Annotated in this window: 14 protein-coding genes and 1 tRNA gene; 5 read left to right on the top strand and 10 right to left on the bottom strand. The window is 72.4% G+C overall.

The features are described from left to right. Window positions 1-107: 107 nt before the first annotated feature. From DEJ50_RS26820 to DEJ50_RS26810, 3 genes are all read right to left on the bottom strand, one after another. Window positions 108-950, bottom strand: a complete 843-nt coding sequence (locus DEJ50_RS26820) for an SCO1664 family protein (protein WP_190344715.1) — start codon at window positions 948-950, stop codon at window positions 108-110. Then, window positions 914-1,504 (bottom strand): DUF3090 domain-containing protein, encoded by a 591-nt coding sequence (locus DEJ50_RS26815; RefSeq protein WP_150210656.1) that lies wholly within the window; start codon window positions 1,502-1,504, stop codon window positions 914-916. The genes DEJ50_RS26820 and DEJ50_RS26815 overlap by 37 nt, the downstream gene beginning before the upstream one ends. 112 nt (window positions 1,505-1,616) lie before the next feature. After that, complete coding sequence (locus DEJ50_RS26810) at window positions 1,617-2,321, bottom strand: histidine phosphatase family protein (RefSeq protein ID WP_150210655.1); 705 nt, start codon at window positions 2,319-2,321, stop codon at window positions 1,617-1,619. A 55-nt stretch (window positions 2,322-2,376) separates the two neighbouring features. Here DEJ50_RS26810 and corA point away from each other — a divergent pair, with 55 nt between their 5' ends. Next, window positions 2,377-3,369, top strand: a complete 993-nt coding sequence (gene corA, locus DEJ50_RS26805) for a magnesium/cobalt transporter CorA (RefSeq protein ID WP_150210654.1) — start codon at window positions 2,377-2,379, stop codon at window positions 3,367-3,369. Between the two features lie 28 nt (window positions 3,370-3,397). Here corA and DEJ50_RS26800 read toward each other — a convergent pair whose 3' ends face one another. Then, a complete protein-coding gene (locus DEJ50_RS26800) occupies window positions 3,398-4,186 on the bottom strand; it encodes a ferritin-like domain-containing protein (RefSeq protein ID WP_150210653.1) in 789 nt (262 codons plus the stop codon). 242 nt (window positions 4,187-4,428) lie between these two features. Next, window positions 4,429-5,478, bottom strand: a complete 1,050-nt coding sequence (locus DEJ50_RS26795) for an LLM class F420-dependent oxidoreductase (RefSeq protein ID WP_150210652.1) — start codon at window positions 5,476-5,478, stop codon at window positions 4,429-4,431. A 101-nt stretch (window positions 5,479-5,579) separates the two neighbouring features. On the opposite strand from DEJ50_RS26795, the gene DEJ50_RS26790 reads away from it, so the two are divergent. Continuing rightward, entirely contained in the window at window positions 5,580-6,563 is a 984-nt protein-coding gene (locus tag DEJ50_RS26790; RefSeq protein ID WP_150210651.1) for an aldo/keto reductase, read from the top strand. Window positions 6,564-7,071: 508 nt separating this feature from the next. Then, window positions 7,072-9,096 (top strand): helix-hairpin-helix domain-containing protein, encoded by a 2,025-nt coding sequence (locus DEJ50_RS26785; RefSeq protein ID WP_223837923.1) that lies wholly within the window; start codon window positions 7,072-7,074, stop codon window positions 9,094-9,096. Window positions 9,097-9,165: 69 nt separating this feature from the next. On the opposite strand, the gene DEJ50_RS26780 is transcribed toward DEJ50_RS26785, so the two are convergent. After that, the gene (locus DEJ50_RS26780) at window positions 9,166-9,804 is read right to left on the bottom strand and encodes a hypothetical protein (RefSeq protein WP_150210649.1); all 639 of its coding nucleotides are present in this window, start codon (window positions 9,802-9,804) and stop codon (window positions 9,166-9,168) included. Between the two features lie 47 nt (window positions 9,805-9,851). Between DEJ50_RS26780 and DEJ50_RS26775 the strand changes: the two genes are divergently transcribed. After that, the gene (locus DEJ50_RS26775; RefSeq protein ID WP_150210648.1) at window positions 9,852-10,040 is read left to right on the top strand and encodes a DUF5703 family protein; all 189 of its coding nucleotides are present in this window, start codon (window positions 9,852-9,854) and stop codon (window positions 10,038-10,040) included. A 54-nt stretch (window positions 10,041-10,094) separates the two neighbouring features. Here DEJ50_RS26775 and DEJ50_RS35450 read toward each other — a convergent pair whose 3' ends face one another. The 3 genes from DEJ50_RS35450 to DEJ50_RS26755 all read right to left on the bottom strand — a co-directional run bounded on the left by DEJ50_RS35450 (window position 10,095) and on the right by DEJ50_RS26755 (window position 12,904). Further along, complete coding sequence (locus DEJ50_RS35450; protein WP_223838173.1) at window positions 10,095-11,009, bottom strand: chaplin; 915 nt, start codon at window positions 11,007-11,009, stop codon at window positions 10,095-10,097. A gap of 187 nt (window positions 11,010-11,196) precedes the next feature. Then, on the bottom strand, window positions 11,197-11,430 hold the full coding sequence (gene chpH / locus DEJ50_RS26760) for a chaplin ChpH (RefSeq protein WP_150212385.1): 234 nt from the start codon (window positions 11,428-11,430) through the stop codon (window positions 11,197-11,199). A gap of 148 nt (window positions 11,431-11,578) precedes the next feature. Beyond that, on the bottom strand, window positions 11,579-12,904 hold the full coding sequence (locus tag DEJ50_RS26755) for a M20/M25/M40 family metallo-hydrolase (protein ID WP_150210646.1): 1,326 nt from the start codon (window positions 12,902-12,904) through the stop codon (window positions 11,579-11,581). Between the two features lie 164 nt (window positions 12,905-13,068). Here DEJ50_RS26755 and DEJ50_RS26750 point away from each other — a divergent pair. Then, window positions 13,069-13,153 (top strand) — tRNA-Leu (locus DEJ50_RS26750). A 140-nt stretch (window positions 13,154-13,293) separates the two neighbouring features. Here the strand turns inward: DEJ50_RS26750 and DEJ50_RS26745 are convergent. Continuing rightward, window positions 13,294-14,754: an amino acid permease gene (locus tag DEJ50_RS26745; RefSeq protein ID WP_150210645.1), complete on the bottom strand. Its 1,461-nt coding sequence runs from the start codon at window positions 14,752-14,754 to the stop codon at window positions 13,294-13,296. Window positions 14,755-14,768 lie beyond the last annotated feature (14 nt).

Genomic DNA, 14,768 nt, shown 5'->3' with positions numbered 1-14,768 from the left:
CTTGAGCCTAACCGGACGGATGTTCCGGAAACGAACCGGATCCGCACTGTTGACCTGATCGGCGCTCTTGCGTTCCCCCCGGTTCTGTGCATGGGCAGCTGCCCAGGTCAGACGGGTGGCCAGGGAATGGAGGGCCACTGCCCGGAGGGGCTCGGGTGCGTCCGTGTACGCAGCAGTCCGGCCACTCGCTCCCGTACGGCGGTCAGCTCGGCGGCGGTGATCAGCTCGGCCAGCCGGGTGGCGAGCGGGGCCCCCTCGGCGAGCTGCCCGGCCAGCGAGCCGAGCACGCCGAGGGCCTCCTCGGTGAGCGGCTCCCCCGCCCAGCCCCACAGCAGGGTCCGGAGTTTGTCCTCGGCGTGGAAGGTGACTCCGTGGTCGATGCCGTACAGCCGTCCGCCCGGGGCGGGCAGCAGGTGCCCGCCCTTGCGGTCGCCGTTGTTGATCACGGCGTCGAGGACGGCGAGCCGCCGCAGCCGCTCGTCGTCGGCGTGCACCAGCAGCGCGGTGCGCCCCTCGCCGACCTCGGCGAAGGCGACCGGTTTCCAGCCCTCGCCCGCCTCCTCGCCCTCGACCAGGGCGAGCAGGGTGCCTTCCGGGGACTGTTCCTCGGCGCCCTCGATCCAGTGCTGGACCATGCCCTCGCCGTAGGGGCCGTCGCGCAGCACGGTGGGCGGGATGAGCTCCCACCCGGTCGCCCGGGAGACCAGGTACGCGGCCACCTCGCGCTGGGCGAGGGTGCCGTCGGGGAAGTCCCACAGCGGTCGCTCGCCCTTGACCGGCTTGTACACGCACGTGGCACTTGTGCCGTCGTGGCGGACCGTGCACAGCAGGACGGCGTTGGAGGCCTCGGCGATCCGGCCGCGGACGGTCAGCTCACCGCGGGTGAGCAGCTCCTCGATCGAGGTCACGGTCGTCACACCTGACGCCGGTACCCGTTCTGGCGCGGACACACGTGTCCTTCCGGGTCCAGGGGCAGGCTGCACAGCGGGCACGGGGGCCGGCCGGCGTTGACCACGTCCAGGGCCCGCTTGGCGAAGGCGCGGGCCTGCGCCCCGGTGAGGCGGACCCGGAGCATCGGCGGGCCGTTCTCCTCGTCCTGGAGCAGCCGCTCCTCGGCCTCGGCGAGGTCTTCCTCCGAGTCCGCGTCGAGTTCGACCAGGGCCTGCGCCTCGACGATCATGCGCTGTTCCTCGCCGTCCCAGGCCAGGGCCATGGTGCCGACGCGGAATTCCTCGTCCACCGGCACGTCCAGCGGGGCCGTGTCGGCCGCCTCGGCGGGGGCGACGGCCGGGACCGGCGCATTGCCGCCGGTGCGGCGTACGACCTCGTCGAGCAGCTCGTCCATGCGTTCGGCCAGCGCGGCGACCTGGGTCTTCTCCAGCGAGACGCTGGTGACGCGGGGGCCGGAGGAGGCCTGCAGGAAGAACGTACGGCGTCCAGGCAGCCCGACCGTTCCCGCCACGAAGCGGTCCGGCGGGTCGTAGAGGAACACCTGACGGGGCACGTCCAGTCTCCAAGTCTCGGCAGCGGGGGCCAGGCGCAGGGCCGGCCTGGAAGTGGCGCCGGCGGCAGGTCTGCGTACGCGGTCGGTCAGTCCACCCTACTGCGCCGTTCGATCACCCGGCGCCCGCGCCGCCGCCCACGACTGCGTTCCCGCCGTCTTCTACGGCTTTGTCCGCGTTGCTCTCGCGCGGGGCGAAGGAGTCGAAGTCCCCGGTGTCACCGAGCCGGAGGAGGAACGGGCGGGAGGGGGTGTAGCGGATGGCGGTGACCGAGCAGGGGTCGACGTGGATGCGCTGGAACAGGTCGAGGTGCATGCCGAGGGCGTCGGCGACGAGCGACTTGATGATGTCGCCGTGCGAACACATCAGGTAGACGGCGTCATGGCCGTGTTCCTCGTCCATGCGGGCGTTCCAGTCGCGGACCGCGTCCACGGCGCGGGCCTGCATGGCGCGCATGGATTCGCCGCCGGGGAAGGCGGCTGCGGACGGGTGCTGCTGGACGATCTTCATCAGCGGTTCGTCGGCGAGTTCGGAGAGTTTGCGGCCGGACCAGTCGCCGTAGTGGCACTCGCCGATCCGGTCGTCGGTGTGCAGGGCGAGTCCGGGCCGGGCGGCGAGCAGGGGTTCCAGGGTCTGCCGGCAGCGCTCCAGCGGACTGGTCACGGCAGCCGCCAGCGGCAGCCCGGCGAGCCGTGCCGGCAGTGCGGCGGCCTGCCCGGCGCCCCGTGCGTCGAGCACCACGCCGGGGGTCCACCCGGCGAGCAGCCCTGCGGTGTTGGCGGTGGACCGCCCGTGTCGTACGAGGATCAGCGTGGCCATGCGGCCAAGGGTAGGTGGTGGGCCCGGGATGCGGGGCCGGGCGGGGCAGGGAAGAATGCCCCGCGTGATTGTGGACTGCGCGATTTACCGGAACGGCCGGCGGACGGAAGGGCCGGAGGATTTCTCCGATGCCCTGGCCGAGGCACGGGCAGCGGGTGACGCGTTCCTGTGGGTGGGCATGTACGAGCCCACCGAGAAGGAGTTCGACCATGTGAGCCGGGAGTTCGGGCTGCACCCGCTGGCGGTGGAGGACGCGCTGACCGCACACCAGCGTCCGAAGCTGGAGGTGTACGACGACTCGATGTTCGTGGTCCTCAAGCCGGTCCTGTACGACGACGCCACGGACACGGTGACCGCCGGCGAGCTGATGCTGTTCGTCGGCGACTGCTTCGTGGTGACCGTGCGGCACGGTGAGGGCGGGGCGCTGAAGGCCGTGCGGAAGCGGCTGGAGCAGGAGCAGACGGTGCTGCGGCACGGGCCGACCGCGGTGCTGTACGCGGTGAGCGACGCGGTGGTGGACCACTACATCGAGGTGGCGGCGGAGCTCCAGGCGGATCTGGAGGAGCTGGAGGCGGAGGTGTTCGCCCCGAACCCGACCGATGCGAAGACGATCGCGGGGCGGATCTACGGTTTCAAGCGGCAGGTGCTGGAGTTCCGGCGGGCGACCAGTCCGCTGCTCCAGCCGATGAACCGGCTGGCCTTCGGCAGCGTGCCGTTCGTCGACGACCATTCGCGGCCGTTCTTCCGGGATGTCGCGGACCATCTGACCAAGGCCAACGAGTACATCGAGGGCCTGGACCGGTTGCTGTCGGACGCGCTGGCGGCGCATCTGGCGCAGATGGGGGTCCGGCAGAACGACGACGTGCGGAAGATCTCGGCCTGGGCGGCGATGGCGGCCGTCCCGACGATGGTCGCGGGGATCTACGGGATGAACTTCGAGCACATGCCGGAGCTCGGGCAGTGGTGGGGTTATCCGGCCGTGCTGCTGGTGATGGCGGGGATCTGCGTCGGCCTGCACCGGATGTTCAAGCGCCGCGGCTGGCTGTAGGCGACGCGGCTGCGGCCGGTCGGGGCTCTCAGGCGAACTCGGGGGCGGTGGTGACCGGTCCGCCCAGCGCGTCGAGCCGCTCCGGCATCCGCAGGCCGACCATCCGGTGCCAGCCGCTGAACCGTTCGTACGCGTACATGCCCCGGATGCCGGCGGCCAGGGCGGCGGCCTTCGGCCTCGGCCAGTTCAGGATGCGGCCCATGTGGTCCATGACGGCCAGGCTCACGTCCCGGTAGACGGCGATCTCGGTGAGGGCGCTCTCCCGGAGTACCCGATGGATGGTCCGGCCGTGGCCCTGCCGGGCGAGCCGGAGCAATTCCTCGTGGCAGTAGGCGAGGTGGTTGTCCTCGTCGTGGCTGATCATGCGGATGGCCCTGCCGAGCTCGGGGTCCTCGCCGAAGTGGTTGACCAGCATCTCCATCTGGTCGGCGGCGCGTTGCTCGGTGACCCGGCTGTGCGCGAGGTAGACGACGACGTCCTGCTCGGTGAGCGGCTCGTCGCCGCGCAGCTTGGAGTGGGCGAGGCCGATGCCGCGCCGCTCCAGCAGCATGGTGTAGTCCGTCTCCGGCGGTACCGGGACCGGCGGCAGCCCGCGTTTGCGCAGCAGCGCGTTGAAGATCCGGCCGTGCTTGTCCTCGTCGGCGCCGTGCCGGGTGATCTTGGGGGCCATGGCGCGCATGCCGTCCGGCACCAGGGCGGCGATCCGGGCGTTCTCCCAGCCGCCCTGGGTCTCACCGCTGGCGGCGATGGAGCAGAACAGCTGGAAGGAGTCGTCATGGTCGACGATCTCCTGGAACAGGCTGCGGGCTGAGAGCACGGTCCACCTCCGGGCGTGAACACCCCCTGGAGGTTCACTCAAATCCCGATCGGACGACCGGGCAACCGGATACGTCGCACTACTCGGCCGAACGAAGGACCCGAAGGGGTTCGGGCGGGGGCGTAACCCGGCGGGCGGGCCGCGCGTTGATGGGGGTGACGGCCGTGGCGGGGAAGACCCCCGAGCCCCCACCACGGCCGCGGCGCTTCTGACCCGATCGGATCGATCGGACGGACGAGTGGCTAGGCCAGCCCGGCCCGCTCCATGGCCTCGGTGCCGGCCCGCAGGGCGGTGAGGCGCTCGTCGAGAGTGAAACCGGCCGGGGCGAGGGTGAGGGTGGTGACCCCGGCCTCCGCGTAGGCCCGCATCCCGTCGGCGATCCGCTCCACCGGTCCGAGCAGGGTGGTGGAGTCGATCAGCGAGTGCGGGACGGCGGCGGCGGCGCCCTGCTTGTCGCCGGCCAGGTACTTGTCCTGGATCTCGGCGGCTTCCTTCTCGTAGCCCATGCGCTGGGCGAGCTGGTTGTAGAAGTTCTGCTTCCGGCTGCCCATGCCACCGACGTACAGGGCGGTGTACGGGCGGAACATGTCGGCCAGGCCGGTCACGTCCTCGCCGACGGCCAGCGGCACGGTCGGGCAGACGTCGAAGCCGTCCATGGTCAGCCCGGCCTTCGCGCGGCCCGCCCGGATGTGGGTGAGCGCGGTGGCCTCCAGGTGCTCCGCCGCCGGGAAGATCAGCAGGGCGCCGTCGGCGATCTCGCCGGTCTGCTCCAGGTTCTTCGGGCCGATCGCGGCGATGTAGAGCGGGATGTGCTCGCGCTCCGGGTGCACCGTCAGCTTGATCGGCTTGCCGGGGCCGCCGGGCAGCGGCAGGGTCCAGTGCTCGCCGTCGTGGGTGAGCCGCTCGCGGCTCATCGCCTTGCGGACGATCTCCACGTACTCGCGGGTGCGGGACAGCGGCTTGTCGAACTTCACGCCGTACCAGCCCTCCGAGACCTGCGGGCCGGAGACGCCGAGGCCGAGCCGGAACCGCCCCCCGGAGAGCGAGTCGAGGGTGGCGGCCGTCATCGCGGTCATGGCGGGCTGGCGGGCCGGGATCTGCATGATCGCGGACCCGACGTCGATCCGCTCGGTCTGGGCGGCGACCCAGGCCAGTACGGTCGGCGCGTCGGAGCCGTAGGCCTCGGCGGCCCAGCACACGTCGTAGCCGAGGCGGTCCGCCTCCCGGGCGACGGCCAGGTTGTCGGCGTCCATGCCCGCACCCCAGTAGCCGAGATTGATGCCGAGCCGCATAGGTCGTCCCCTTACCGGTTTACCGATCAGTAACGTTGGTCTGCGGGGGACTGTAGCGCGCCGGAGTGCCGCGCGTCAGTGCCCCAGTAGTCTCAGCGCTCATGGAGCAGAGGCATCTCGGCCGCACCGGCCTGCGCGTGTCCCGGATCGGCCTCGGCACGCTGACCTGGGGACGGGACACCGGTGACCAGGCCGCCGCCGACCAGTTGAAGACCTTCTGGGAGGCGGGCGGCACGCTCGTCGACACCGCCGACGCGTATGGCGGCGGGGAGGCGGAGTACCTGCTGGGACAGCTGGTGGGCGGGCTGGTCCCGCGCCAGGACCTGGTGATCGCCACCAAGGCGGGCTCGGTGCGGGACCCCGACCGCCGGATCGACGCCTCGCGCGGGCACCTGCTGGCGGCGCTGGACGATTCGCTGGCCCGGCTGGGCACGGATTACGTGGACCTGTGGCAGGTCCACGCGTTCGACCCGGGGACCCCGCTGGAGGAGACCCTCCAGGCGCTCGACCTCGCGGTGAGCAGCGGCCGGGCCCGGTACGCCGGGCTGGCGGGCTTCTGCGGCTGGCAGCTGGCCAAGGCGGCGACCTGGCAGCTGGCGGCGCCGGGGGTACGGACCCGGCTCGCCTCGACGCAGATGGAGTACTCCCTGCTCCAGCGGGGCGTGGAGCGCGAGGTGCTGCCGGCCGCGCTGGACCTGGGGGTGGGGCTGCTGCCGTCCTCCCCGCTGGGCCGGGGGGTCCTCACCGGCAAGTACCGCTCGGGGGTGCCGGCGGACTCCCGGGGCGCCTCGGAGACGCTGGCGGCCTTTGTCGAGCCGTACCTGGACGATACGGCGAGCGGGATCGTGGACGCGGTGGCGACGGCTGCGCACGGGCTGGCCGTGACGCCGCTCCAGGTGGCCCTGGCATGGGTCCGGGACCGGCCGGGGGTGGCCGCGCCGATCGTGGGCGCGCGGACATCGACGCAGCTCAGCGAGGCTTTGTCAGCGGAGCCGCTTACCCTTCCGGAGGAGATCCGCCAGGCACTGGACGACGTTTCGGCCCCGGTGCACCGCTACCCCGACCAGGACTGGAGCACACTGTGACCACGGACCCGTCCCCCACCCCCACCGCCCCACCCCCCGGGGCCCAGCCCCCGGCCCGGGCGGCCCTCGGGACGGAACCCCAGCAGCCGGAGGCCACGCCGCAGCCCGGCGACGCGGGCCTCGGGGCGGAGGCCGGCGCCCAGCCCCGCGACGGGCAGCGTGGGCCGGAGGCCCACCACGGGGAGCCCGGGCCGGAGGCCCGCGACGAGGAACGGGGGGCGGAGCCCCAGGACCAGCGGCCGAAGGCCGGAACGCAGCCCGGGGCGGAGCCCCGGGACGGGGAGCCGGGGGCGGAGCCCCAGGAGCCGGGGGGCGGGGCACAGCCCCGCGACGGCAAGCCCGGGCCGGAGGCCCACCACGGGGAGCCCGGGCCGGAGGCCCGCGACGGGGAACCGGGGGCGGAGCCCCAGGAGCCGGGGGCCGGGGCACAGCCCCGCGACGGCGGGGCCGGGGCGGAGGTCCCGGATGGGGGGCGGGGGCGGAGCCCTTGGTTTCGGGAAGGGGCGGGGTGGGGGATGGCGCCGCAGGCAGCGAGGCCGAGCCGGCACCCACCCGCACCGAAGCCGAAGCCGAGCTCGCCGCGCAGAAGATCGAGCGCGACCGCATCGCCCGCCGCAAGGCGGAGCGGTCCGCTCCGATCGACGCCGGCGCCGCCCTCAGCGGCAAGGCCGCCGACCTGCTGGCCGCCGTCCGCGCCGTGGAGAGCGGCGAGAAGCCCGCACCCCGGTACTTCGACGACGCACCGACCGTGCCGCGCCGGACGACCCCAACCCCCACCACCCCTCCCCCGGCACCCGCACCCGCACCCGCAGGCCCCGCCCCGGAAACCATCGCCGCGGTCCGCGCACTGCTCGCCCGGGCCGGCGCCCCCGAAACGGCCGCCGCCCGGGCCGCCGAGGTGCTCGGCGAGACCGCGGCCGACCGGCTCGCCGAAGACCCCTGGCAGCTGCTCGCCGTCACCGGCATCCGTCCCTCCCAGGCGGACGCCTTCGCCCGTTCCCTGCTCGGCCCCGAGTGCGGCCCCGGCGACGAGCGCCGGACCACCGCCCTGGTGGGCTGGCTGCTGGAACAGGCCGCCCTCAAGGGCCACACCGTGCTGGACGCCCCGGTCCTGCAGTCCGCGCTGGCCCAGTACGCCGTCCCCGACCCGGCCGCCGCCCTGGAGCCGGCGATCGCCGAAGGGACCGTACTGGTCTTCCAGGAGCCGGTCGGGGAACCCCCCGCGGAAGGCGAGGGCGAGGAGCAGCCGGTCCGGGTCCTGGTGGGCCTGGAGGGCTGCGCCCTGGCGGAGGAGAGCCTGGCGGACGGCCTGGCCCGCCTGATCAACACCTTCGGCACCGGCGGCGAGGCGGAAACTTCGCCCGACGCCTGGCAGGCAGCCGCCACCGCAGCCCCCAGCCCCTCCGCAGCGGAGCTGATCCGCGCGGCGGCACAGCACGGCCTGGTCGCCCACACCGGCGGCGAGGCGGCCCGCGCGGAACCGCTCGCCCTGCTCGCCGCCGCCCATGGCCTCGGGCTCCGCGCCTGGGCGGCCACCTGGGCAGCCGCCCGCACCCCGGCGCCCGGGGTGGTGACCGTCGCCGACCTCCTGGCCGGGACCGAGGGCCCGGCCCGGGACGCGGACGGCCAGTGGGAACTGGACCTGCTGATCGTGCTGGACGCGCCCCAGCTGGACGTGGAAAGCGGGGCCGCGCTGGTCGAGTCGGTGCCGGACGGCGCCCGGCTGGTGCTGTCCGGCGACCCCGGGGTGCTCGGATCGGCGGGCCCCGGCCGGGTGTTCGCGGACCTCCTGGCCGCCCGCGCCTGCCCGCAAGCGGTCTCCCGGACGCCGGACCCCGGCCCCCTCGGCGAGCTGGTCTCGGGCATCGGCATCGGGGAGCTGAACCAGGTCGACGCCCCGGGCAAGGAGGTCGTGATCGTGCCGGTGCGGGACGCCGGCGAGGCCGTGCACCGGACGGTGCAGCTGGTGGCCGAGTCCGTGCCCCGAGCCTTCGGCATCCAGCCCGACGGCGTCCAGGTGATCACCCCCGGGCACGGCGGCCCGTCCGGGACCCGGGCCCTCAACACGGCCCTGAAGGAACGCCTGAACCCCGGCCCCGGCCGGTTCGGCGGCTTCGACCCGGACGACCGGGTCGTCCATGTCCCCGTCCCCGGCCGGGCCGTGCCATGCCGGGTGCACTCGGCCGACGCCGAGGGGCTCCACCTGGACTGCGGCCCCGCGGGCGGCCGGATCACCGTACCGAAGGACCGGGTCGAGGCGGAGGTCCGGCACGGCTGGGCGGTGACCGCGCACCAGGCGGTGGGCGCCCGCTGGCCGGCCGTGGTCGTGGTGCTGCCGGGCGATGCGGCGGACGCACTGTCCCGGGACTGGGTGTACACGGCCTTCGGAAGGGCCGAACGGCACCTGTCCGTGGTGCACGGGGTGGACCAGGCGCTCCCGAAGGCGGTGGCGGAGGTCTTGCCGAAGCCGCGCACCACCCGGCTGACCGGGCTGCTGCGCACGCTGATCGCCTCGGCGGCGCCCGCGGAATGATGCGCGCCGCCCGTCGGCGGGCCGGTGACCGGCAGTGGTCCCCGGTCACCGGCCCGCCAACGGCGGCTGTCAGCGGAGGGGTTCGAGTTCCGCGTCGTCCTCGTCGTCGAGTTCGTCGTCGAAGACGGAACTGACGTCGAAGCGGTGCAGTACGTGCTCCGGATCGGCATGGTCGAAGGGCGCGGCGAGCCACTCGCCGGGCTCGGGAACCACCCCGCCGGCCGTGATCCACAGTGTGGAGTCGCCCTCCTCCAGCCCGAACTCCTTGTAGCGGGAGGCGATCTCGTCCGGCTCGTACTCCCCGAAGAGCACGCCGAGTGCGCCCGCCGTCCCGGCGCCCTCGACGAGATCGGCGTCTCTGTCGTGTGCGGCGACCCGTTCCGCCTGGGCGACCAGCCGCTGCGGCTCGGCCACGGCGTAGTCGCGGCGGATCAGCACGCTGAAGGCGGTCGGCTCGGCCGGACCGCCGTACGGGACCCCGTCCTCGGTGGCCGGGATTTCGAACGGGGTGACCTCGTCGTAGCGTTCGTAGAGCAGCTCGTCGTACTCCTCGGCCGCAGCGGCGAGTTCGTTGAACGCGACGTAGACCTCCGGATCTTCGTCCCCTGACCTGCGCTCGACCGCCGCGAGGTGACGGTCCAACGCAGCTTTGACCGCCTCGGCGGCGGCGCGTACCTCGGCAACGGTGGGCAGAGCGGCATCAGACATAGTGCAGACGCTATCCGTACCGGGCCGCTGCCCGCACAATAGATGCGATGCCGGAATACGAATTTGTCGACGTGTACGTGCCGCGAGGTGTCTCCCGCAAGGATGCGACGCGGCTACTGACCGACCACGCAGAGTACGGACACTGGGAATTGGACCGGCTGACGCTGCTCCGGGACGGCAGCCGCAGAGTGCGGTTGCGGCGCCGGATCATCCGTCAGGTCCGCGCCACGTGGTGACGCGGGCCCCGGATCGTCGTCCGGGACCCGCGTCGTGTGACGTCGCCCGCGCCGCTAGGCGGAGGTGCGGGCGCGCCGGTAGAGCACGGCTCCGGCCAGCAGCAGCCCGCCGGCGAGCGGCACCCCGGCACTGAGCGCACCGCCGGCCCCGGTCTCGGCAAGCCCGCCGCCCTCGCCCCCGTGAGCCCCGGGCCCACCGGGACCACCCGGCCCGCCGGGGTTCCCTGGCGTGCCAGGAGTGGCCGGACCACCCGGATTGCCCCCGTTACCGGGCCCCTCCGGGTTCCCCGGAGTGCCGGGCCCACCAGGGTTCCCGGGGTTACCCGGAGTGCCGGGACCACCCGGGTTGCCGGGGTTACCGGGGTTCCCGGGACCACCGGGGTTCCCCGGACCACCCGGATTCCCCGGACCACCCGGATTCCCAGGCCCGCCGGGGTTGCCCGGCCCACCCGGATTCCCAGGCCCGCCCGGGTTCCCGGGACCACCAGGGTTCCCCGGACCACCGGGGTTGCCCGGACCACCGGGGTTGCCCGGACCACCGGGGTTGCCCGGACCACCGGGGTTGCCCGGACCACCAGGATTCCCCGGACCACCCGGATTCCCCGGACCACCAGGGTTCCCCGGCCCACCAGGGTTCCCCGGCCCACCGGGATGGCCCGGATGGCCGGGCTCGCACGGCTCGTCCGGTCCGCCGGGACCGCCCGGGTGCCCAGGATGGCCCGGGTGCCCAGGGTGGCCCGGCCTTGGCTTCGGCTTTGGCTTCGGCTTCGGCTTCGCCGAGACGTTCGCGCAGTGGTTGCCGAACGCCGGGTTCAGGCCGCCCACCACCGTCACGGTGTTGCCACACGCGTTCAGCGGCACATGCACGGGCGCCTGCACGTTGTTCCCCGACAGGACGCCCGGGGAGTTGGCGGCCCGGCCGGTCGCGCCGGCGTCCGCCTGCGCGTACCCCCCGCCCAGCGCGAGCATCCCGCCCGCAGCCGCCACGGTGATCAGCGTCCTCTTCGCGCTCGCGGCCGTCGTCGCGGGCGTGGCCGCATGTCGCTTTTGCACTCGTCCCCCTGCTGTTCCTTGAGATGAAACCCAGCGGCCCCGGAGCGCTGGAATGCGCCCCGGGGCCCGGTACTTCCGACGTCACTAAGCCTCAGGCTCAGGCTCAGTTGTTGACGCAGACGTTGCCGAAGGCCGGGTTCAGCAGGCCGATCACGTTGACCGTGTTGCCGCACACGTTCACCGGGATGTGGATCGGGACCTGGACGACGTTGCCGGACAGGACGCCGGGGGAGCCGACAGCGGCACCCTGCGCGCCGGCGTCGGCGACGGCCATGCCCGCACCCGCGAGAACCAGGCCACCGGTGGCAGCCGCAGCAGCGACAACCTTCTTGATCATCATTCCTCCTAGTAGGCAATGCGGTCCCAGCCGCGGACCGCACCACCTGTAACGAGGAGTTCCCACCGGGGCTACGAGCGTATGAGCCCATTCACTCTTCTCAGTGAGATGCGCACACCTTCCCGATTCCCCGGCGTTGAGGGTCGTTTCAGCAGTTGTCGATGAACCGGTCGAGCACCCGGACCCCGAACTTCAGACCGTCCACCGGCACCCGCTCGTCCACCCCGTGGAACATCCCGGCGAAGTCCAGCTCGGGCGGCAGCTGGAGCGGCGCGAAGCCGAAGCAGCGGATGCCGAGGTCGTCGAAGGACTTGGCGTCGGTGCCGCCCGACAGCATGTACGGGACCGCCCGCGCGATGGGGTCCTCGGCCTTCAGGGCGCCCTGCATGGCGTCGACCAGACGCCCGTCGAAGTCCGTCTCCAGCGCCCGGTCCCCGTGTACGTCCTCGCGCTTGACCCGCGGGCCCAGGATGCGGTCGAGGTCGGCGAGGAACTCGTCCTCGTAACCGGGCAGGAAGCGGCCGTCCACATGGGCCACCGCCTGGCCCGGAATGACGTTGACCTTGTAGCCGGCCCCCAGCATGGTCGGCTGGGCCGTGTTCCGCAGGGTGGCCCCGATGATCTTCGCGATGCCGCCCAGCTTCGCCAGGGTGGCGTCCATGTCCTCCGGGTCCAGCGGGGTGCCGAGCGCGTCCGAGAGCTCGTCCAGGAAGGACCGTACGGTCTTGGTGACCCGCACCGGGAACTGGTGGCGGCCCAGCCGGCCCACCGCCTCGCACAACTCGGTGATCGCGTTGTCGTTGTTGGTCATGGAGCCGTGGCCGGCCGTGCCGTCCACGGTGAGCCGCATCCAGTGCATGCCCTTCTGGGCGGTCTCGATCAGATACAGCCGCAGGTTCTCGTTGACGGTGAAGGAGAAGCCGCCGACCTCGCCGATGGCCTCCGTCACGCCCTCGAAGAGACCGGGGTGCTTGTCGACCAGATGGCGGGCCCCGTAGATGCCGCCGGCCTCCTCGTCGGCGAGGAAGGCCAGCACGATGTCGCGGGGCGGCTTGCGTCCGCTGCGCAGCCGGTCGCGTACGACCGCCAGGGTCATCGCGTCCATGTCCTTCATGTCGACCGCGCCCCGGCCCCACACGCAGCCGTCGGCGATCTCACCCGCGAAGGGGTCGTACGTCCAGTCGGCCGCATTGGCCGGAACCACGTCCGTGTGCCCGTGGATCAGCAGGGCCGGGCGGGAGGGGTCCTCGCCTTCGATCCGGGCCACCGTCGAGGCGCGACCCTTGTGCGACTCGAAGATCTGCGGCTCCAGGCCCACCTCGGCGAGCTTCTCGGCCACCCATTCGGCAGCCTTGCGTTCGCCGGGGCCGGAGTGGTCGCCGTAGTTGCTGGTGTCGATCCGGATGAGGTCCCGGCAGAGGTCGACTACCTCGTCCTCGCCGGAGACGGTCCTGCCCGCGCTCGACTCGCTCACGCTGCTTCCTCCCACTGATCGGATGTACCTCCCACATCCTCCCGCTCCGGCTGCCGGTCCCCAAGGGGGTTCCCCGCCGACCGGCAGGTGATCGGGGCACTCCGAATCCCTGGTAATGTTCTCTTCGTCGGAACGGCCCGCGAGGGACGCGAGACAGACACCTTGTCCGGGTGGCGGAATGGCAGACGCGCTAGCTTGAGGTGCTAGTGCCCTTTATCGGGCGTGGGGGTTCAAGTCCCCCCTCGGACACAGAAGAGAAGGACCCCGCTTCGGCGGGGTCCTTCTTCGTTGTCGGGGCGTTGTCGGGGCGTTGCCGGGGCCGAACAGCCGTGCCGCCCGAGAGGGCCCCGGGCAGCGGGGCCCTCTCGGGCGGGACCGGTCCGGGTGCGTCAGCCGCGGGCGGCGGCGATGCGGGCCACCCGCTTGCGGATGCAGAACCAGCCGATGACCAGGGCCGCGGCGATCACCGGGACCAGGCTGACCGTCCAGCGGCCGACGCCGCCGTCGCAGAACATCAGCACCAGGACGGTGACCAGGAAGCCCAGGGTCACGATCTGGGTGTACGGGGCCCAGGGCAGCCGGTAGGAGGGCCGCTCGACCAGGCCGGCCTTGGACCGGCGCCAGAAGTACAGCGAACAGATCATGACCATGCCCCAGGTCCCCAGGATGCCGAGGGAGGCGAGGTTGAGGACGATCTCGAAGGCCTCGCCGGGCATGAACTTGTTCAGGACCACGCCCGCGATACCGAAGGCGGCGGTGAAGAGGACGCCGCCGTAGGGGACCTTGCCCTTGTTCATCCGGGCGGTGAACTTCGGCGCGGAGCCGGTCATCGCCATGGACCGCAGGATGCGACCGGTGGAGTAGAGGCCCGAGTTGAGCGAGGAGAGGGCGGCGGTCAGCACCACCAGGTTCATGATCCCGGCCGCGCCCGGGATGCCGAGGTGCTCGAAGACCGTGACGAAGGGGCTCTGCTTGGCGCCGTACGCGGAGTACGGGAGGAGCAGGGCGAGCAGGACGACCGAGCCGACGTAGAAGATGCCGACCCGCCACATGATCGAGTTGATCGCCTTCGGCATGATCTTCTCGGGGTTCTCGGTCTCGCCGGCCGCGACGCCGCACAGCTCGACGGAGGCGTAGGCGAAGACCACGCCCTGGATCACCAGGAGCATGGGCAGCATGCCGGCCGGGAAGATGCCGCCGTTGTCCGTGATGGTGGACAGGCCCGGGGTGTGGTCGCCGACCTTGTGGCTGGTGGCCACCAGGTAGATGCCGATCAGCATGAAGAGGGTCAGGGCGCCGACCTTGACGATGGAGAACCAGAACTCCATCTCGCCGAAGTACTTCACCGAGATCAGGTTGGCGGTGAGCACGATGGTCAGGGCGATCAGCGCGAGGATCCACTGCGGGATGTCGCTGAACGCGGACCAGTACTGGGCGAAGACCGCGGCTGCCGTGATGTCGGCCACAGTGGTGGTGGACCAGTTCAGGAAGTAGAGCCAGCCGGCCGTGTAGGCGCCCTTCTCGCCCATGAACTCGCGCGCGTAGGAGACGAAGGCGCCGGAGGACGGACGGTAGAGGACCAGCTCACCCAGGGCCCGGACGACGAAGAACGCGAAGATTCCGCACACCGCGTACGCGATCGCCAGCGACGGTCCGGCATCGGCCAGCCGGCCGCCCGCGCCGAGGAACAGGCCGGTGCCTATCGCCCCGCCGATCGCGATCATGTTGATGTGGCGGGACTTGAGGTCCTTGCTGTAGCCCTCGTCGCCGGCGTCGACATGCCGGGAGCTCGACGGGTCCGGGGCTGTGGGGGAGGCCGGCGAGGCCTTCGTCAGGGTGCGGTCACTCATGTACGACTTCGCCT

This window comes from Streptomyces venezuelae (assembly GCF_008642295.1).
GTDB lineage: Bacteria > Actinomycetota > Actinomycetes > Streptomycetales > Streptomycetaceae > Streptomyces > Streptomyces venezuelae_C.
The sequence above is the reverse complement of the archived record's forward strand: the minus strand, read 5'-3'. Positions and strand labels throughout refer to the sequence as shown.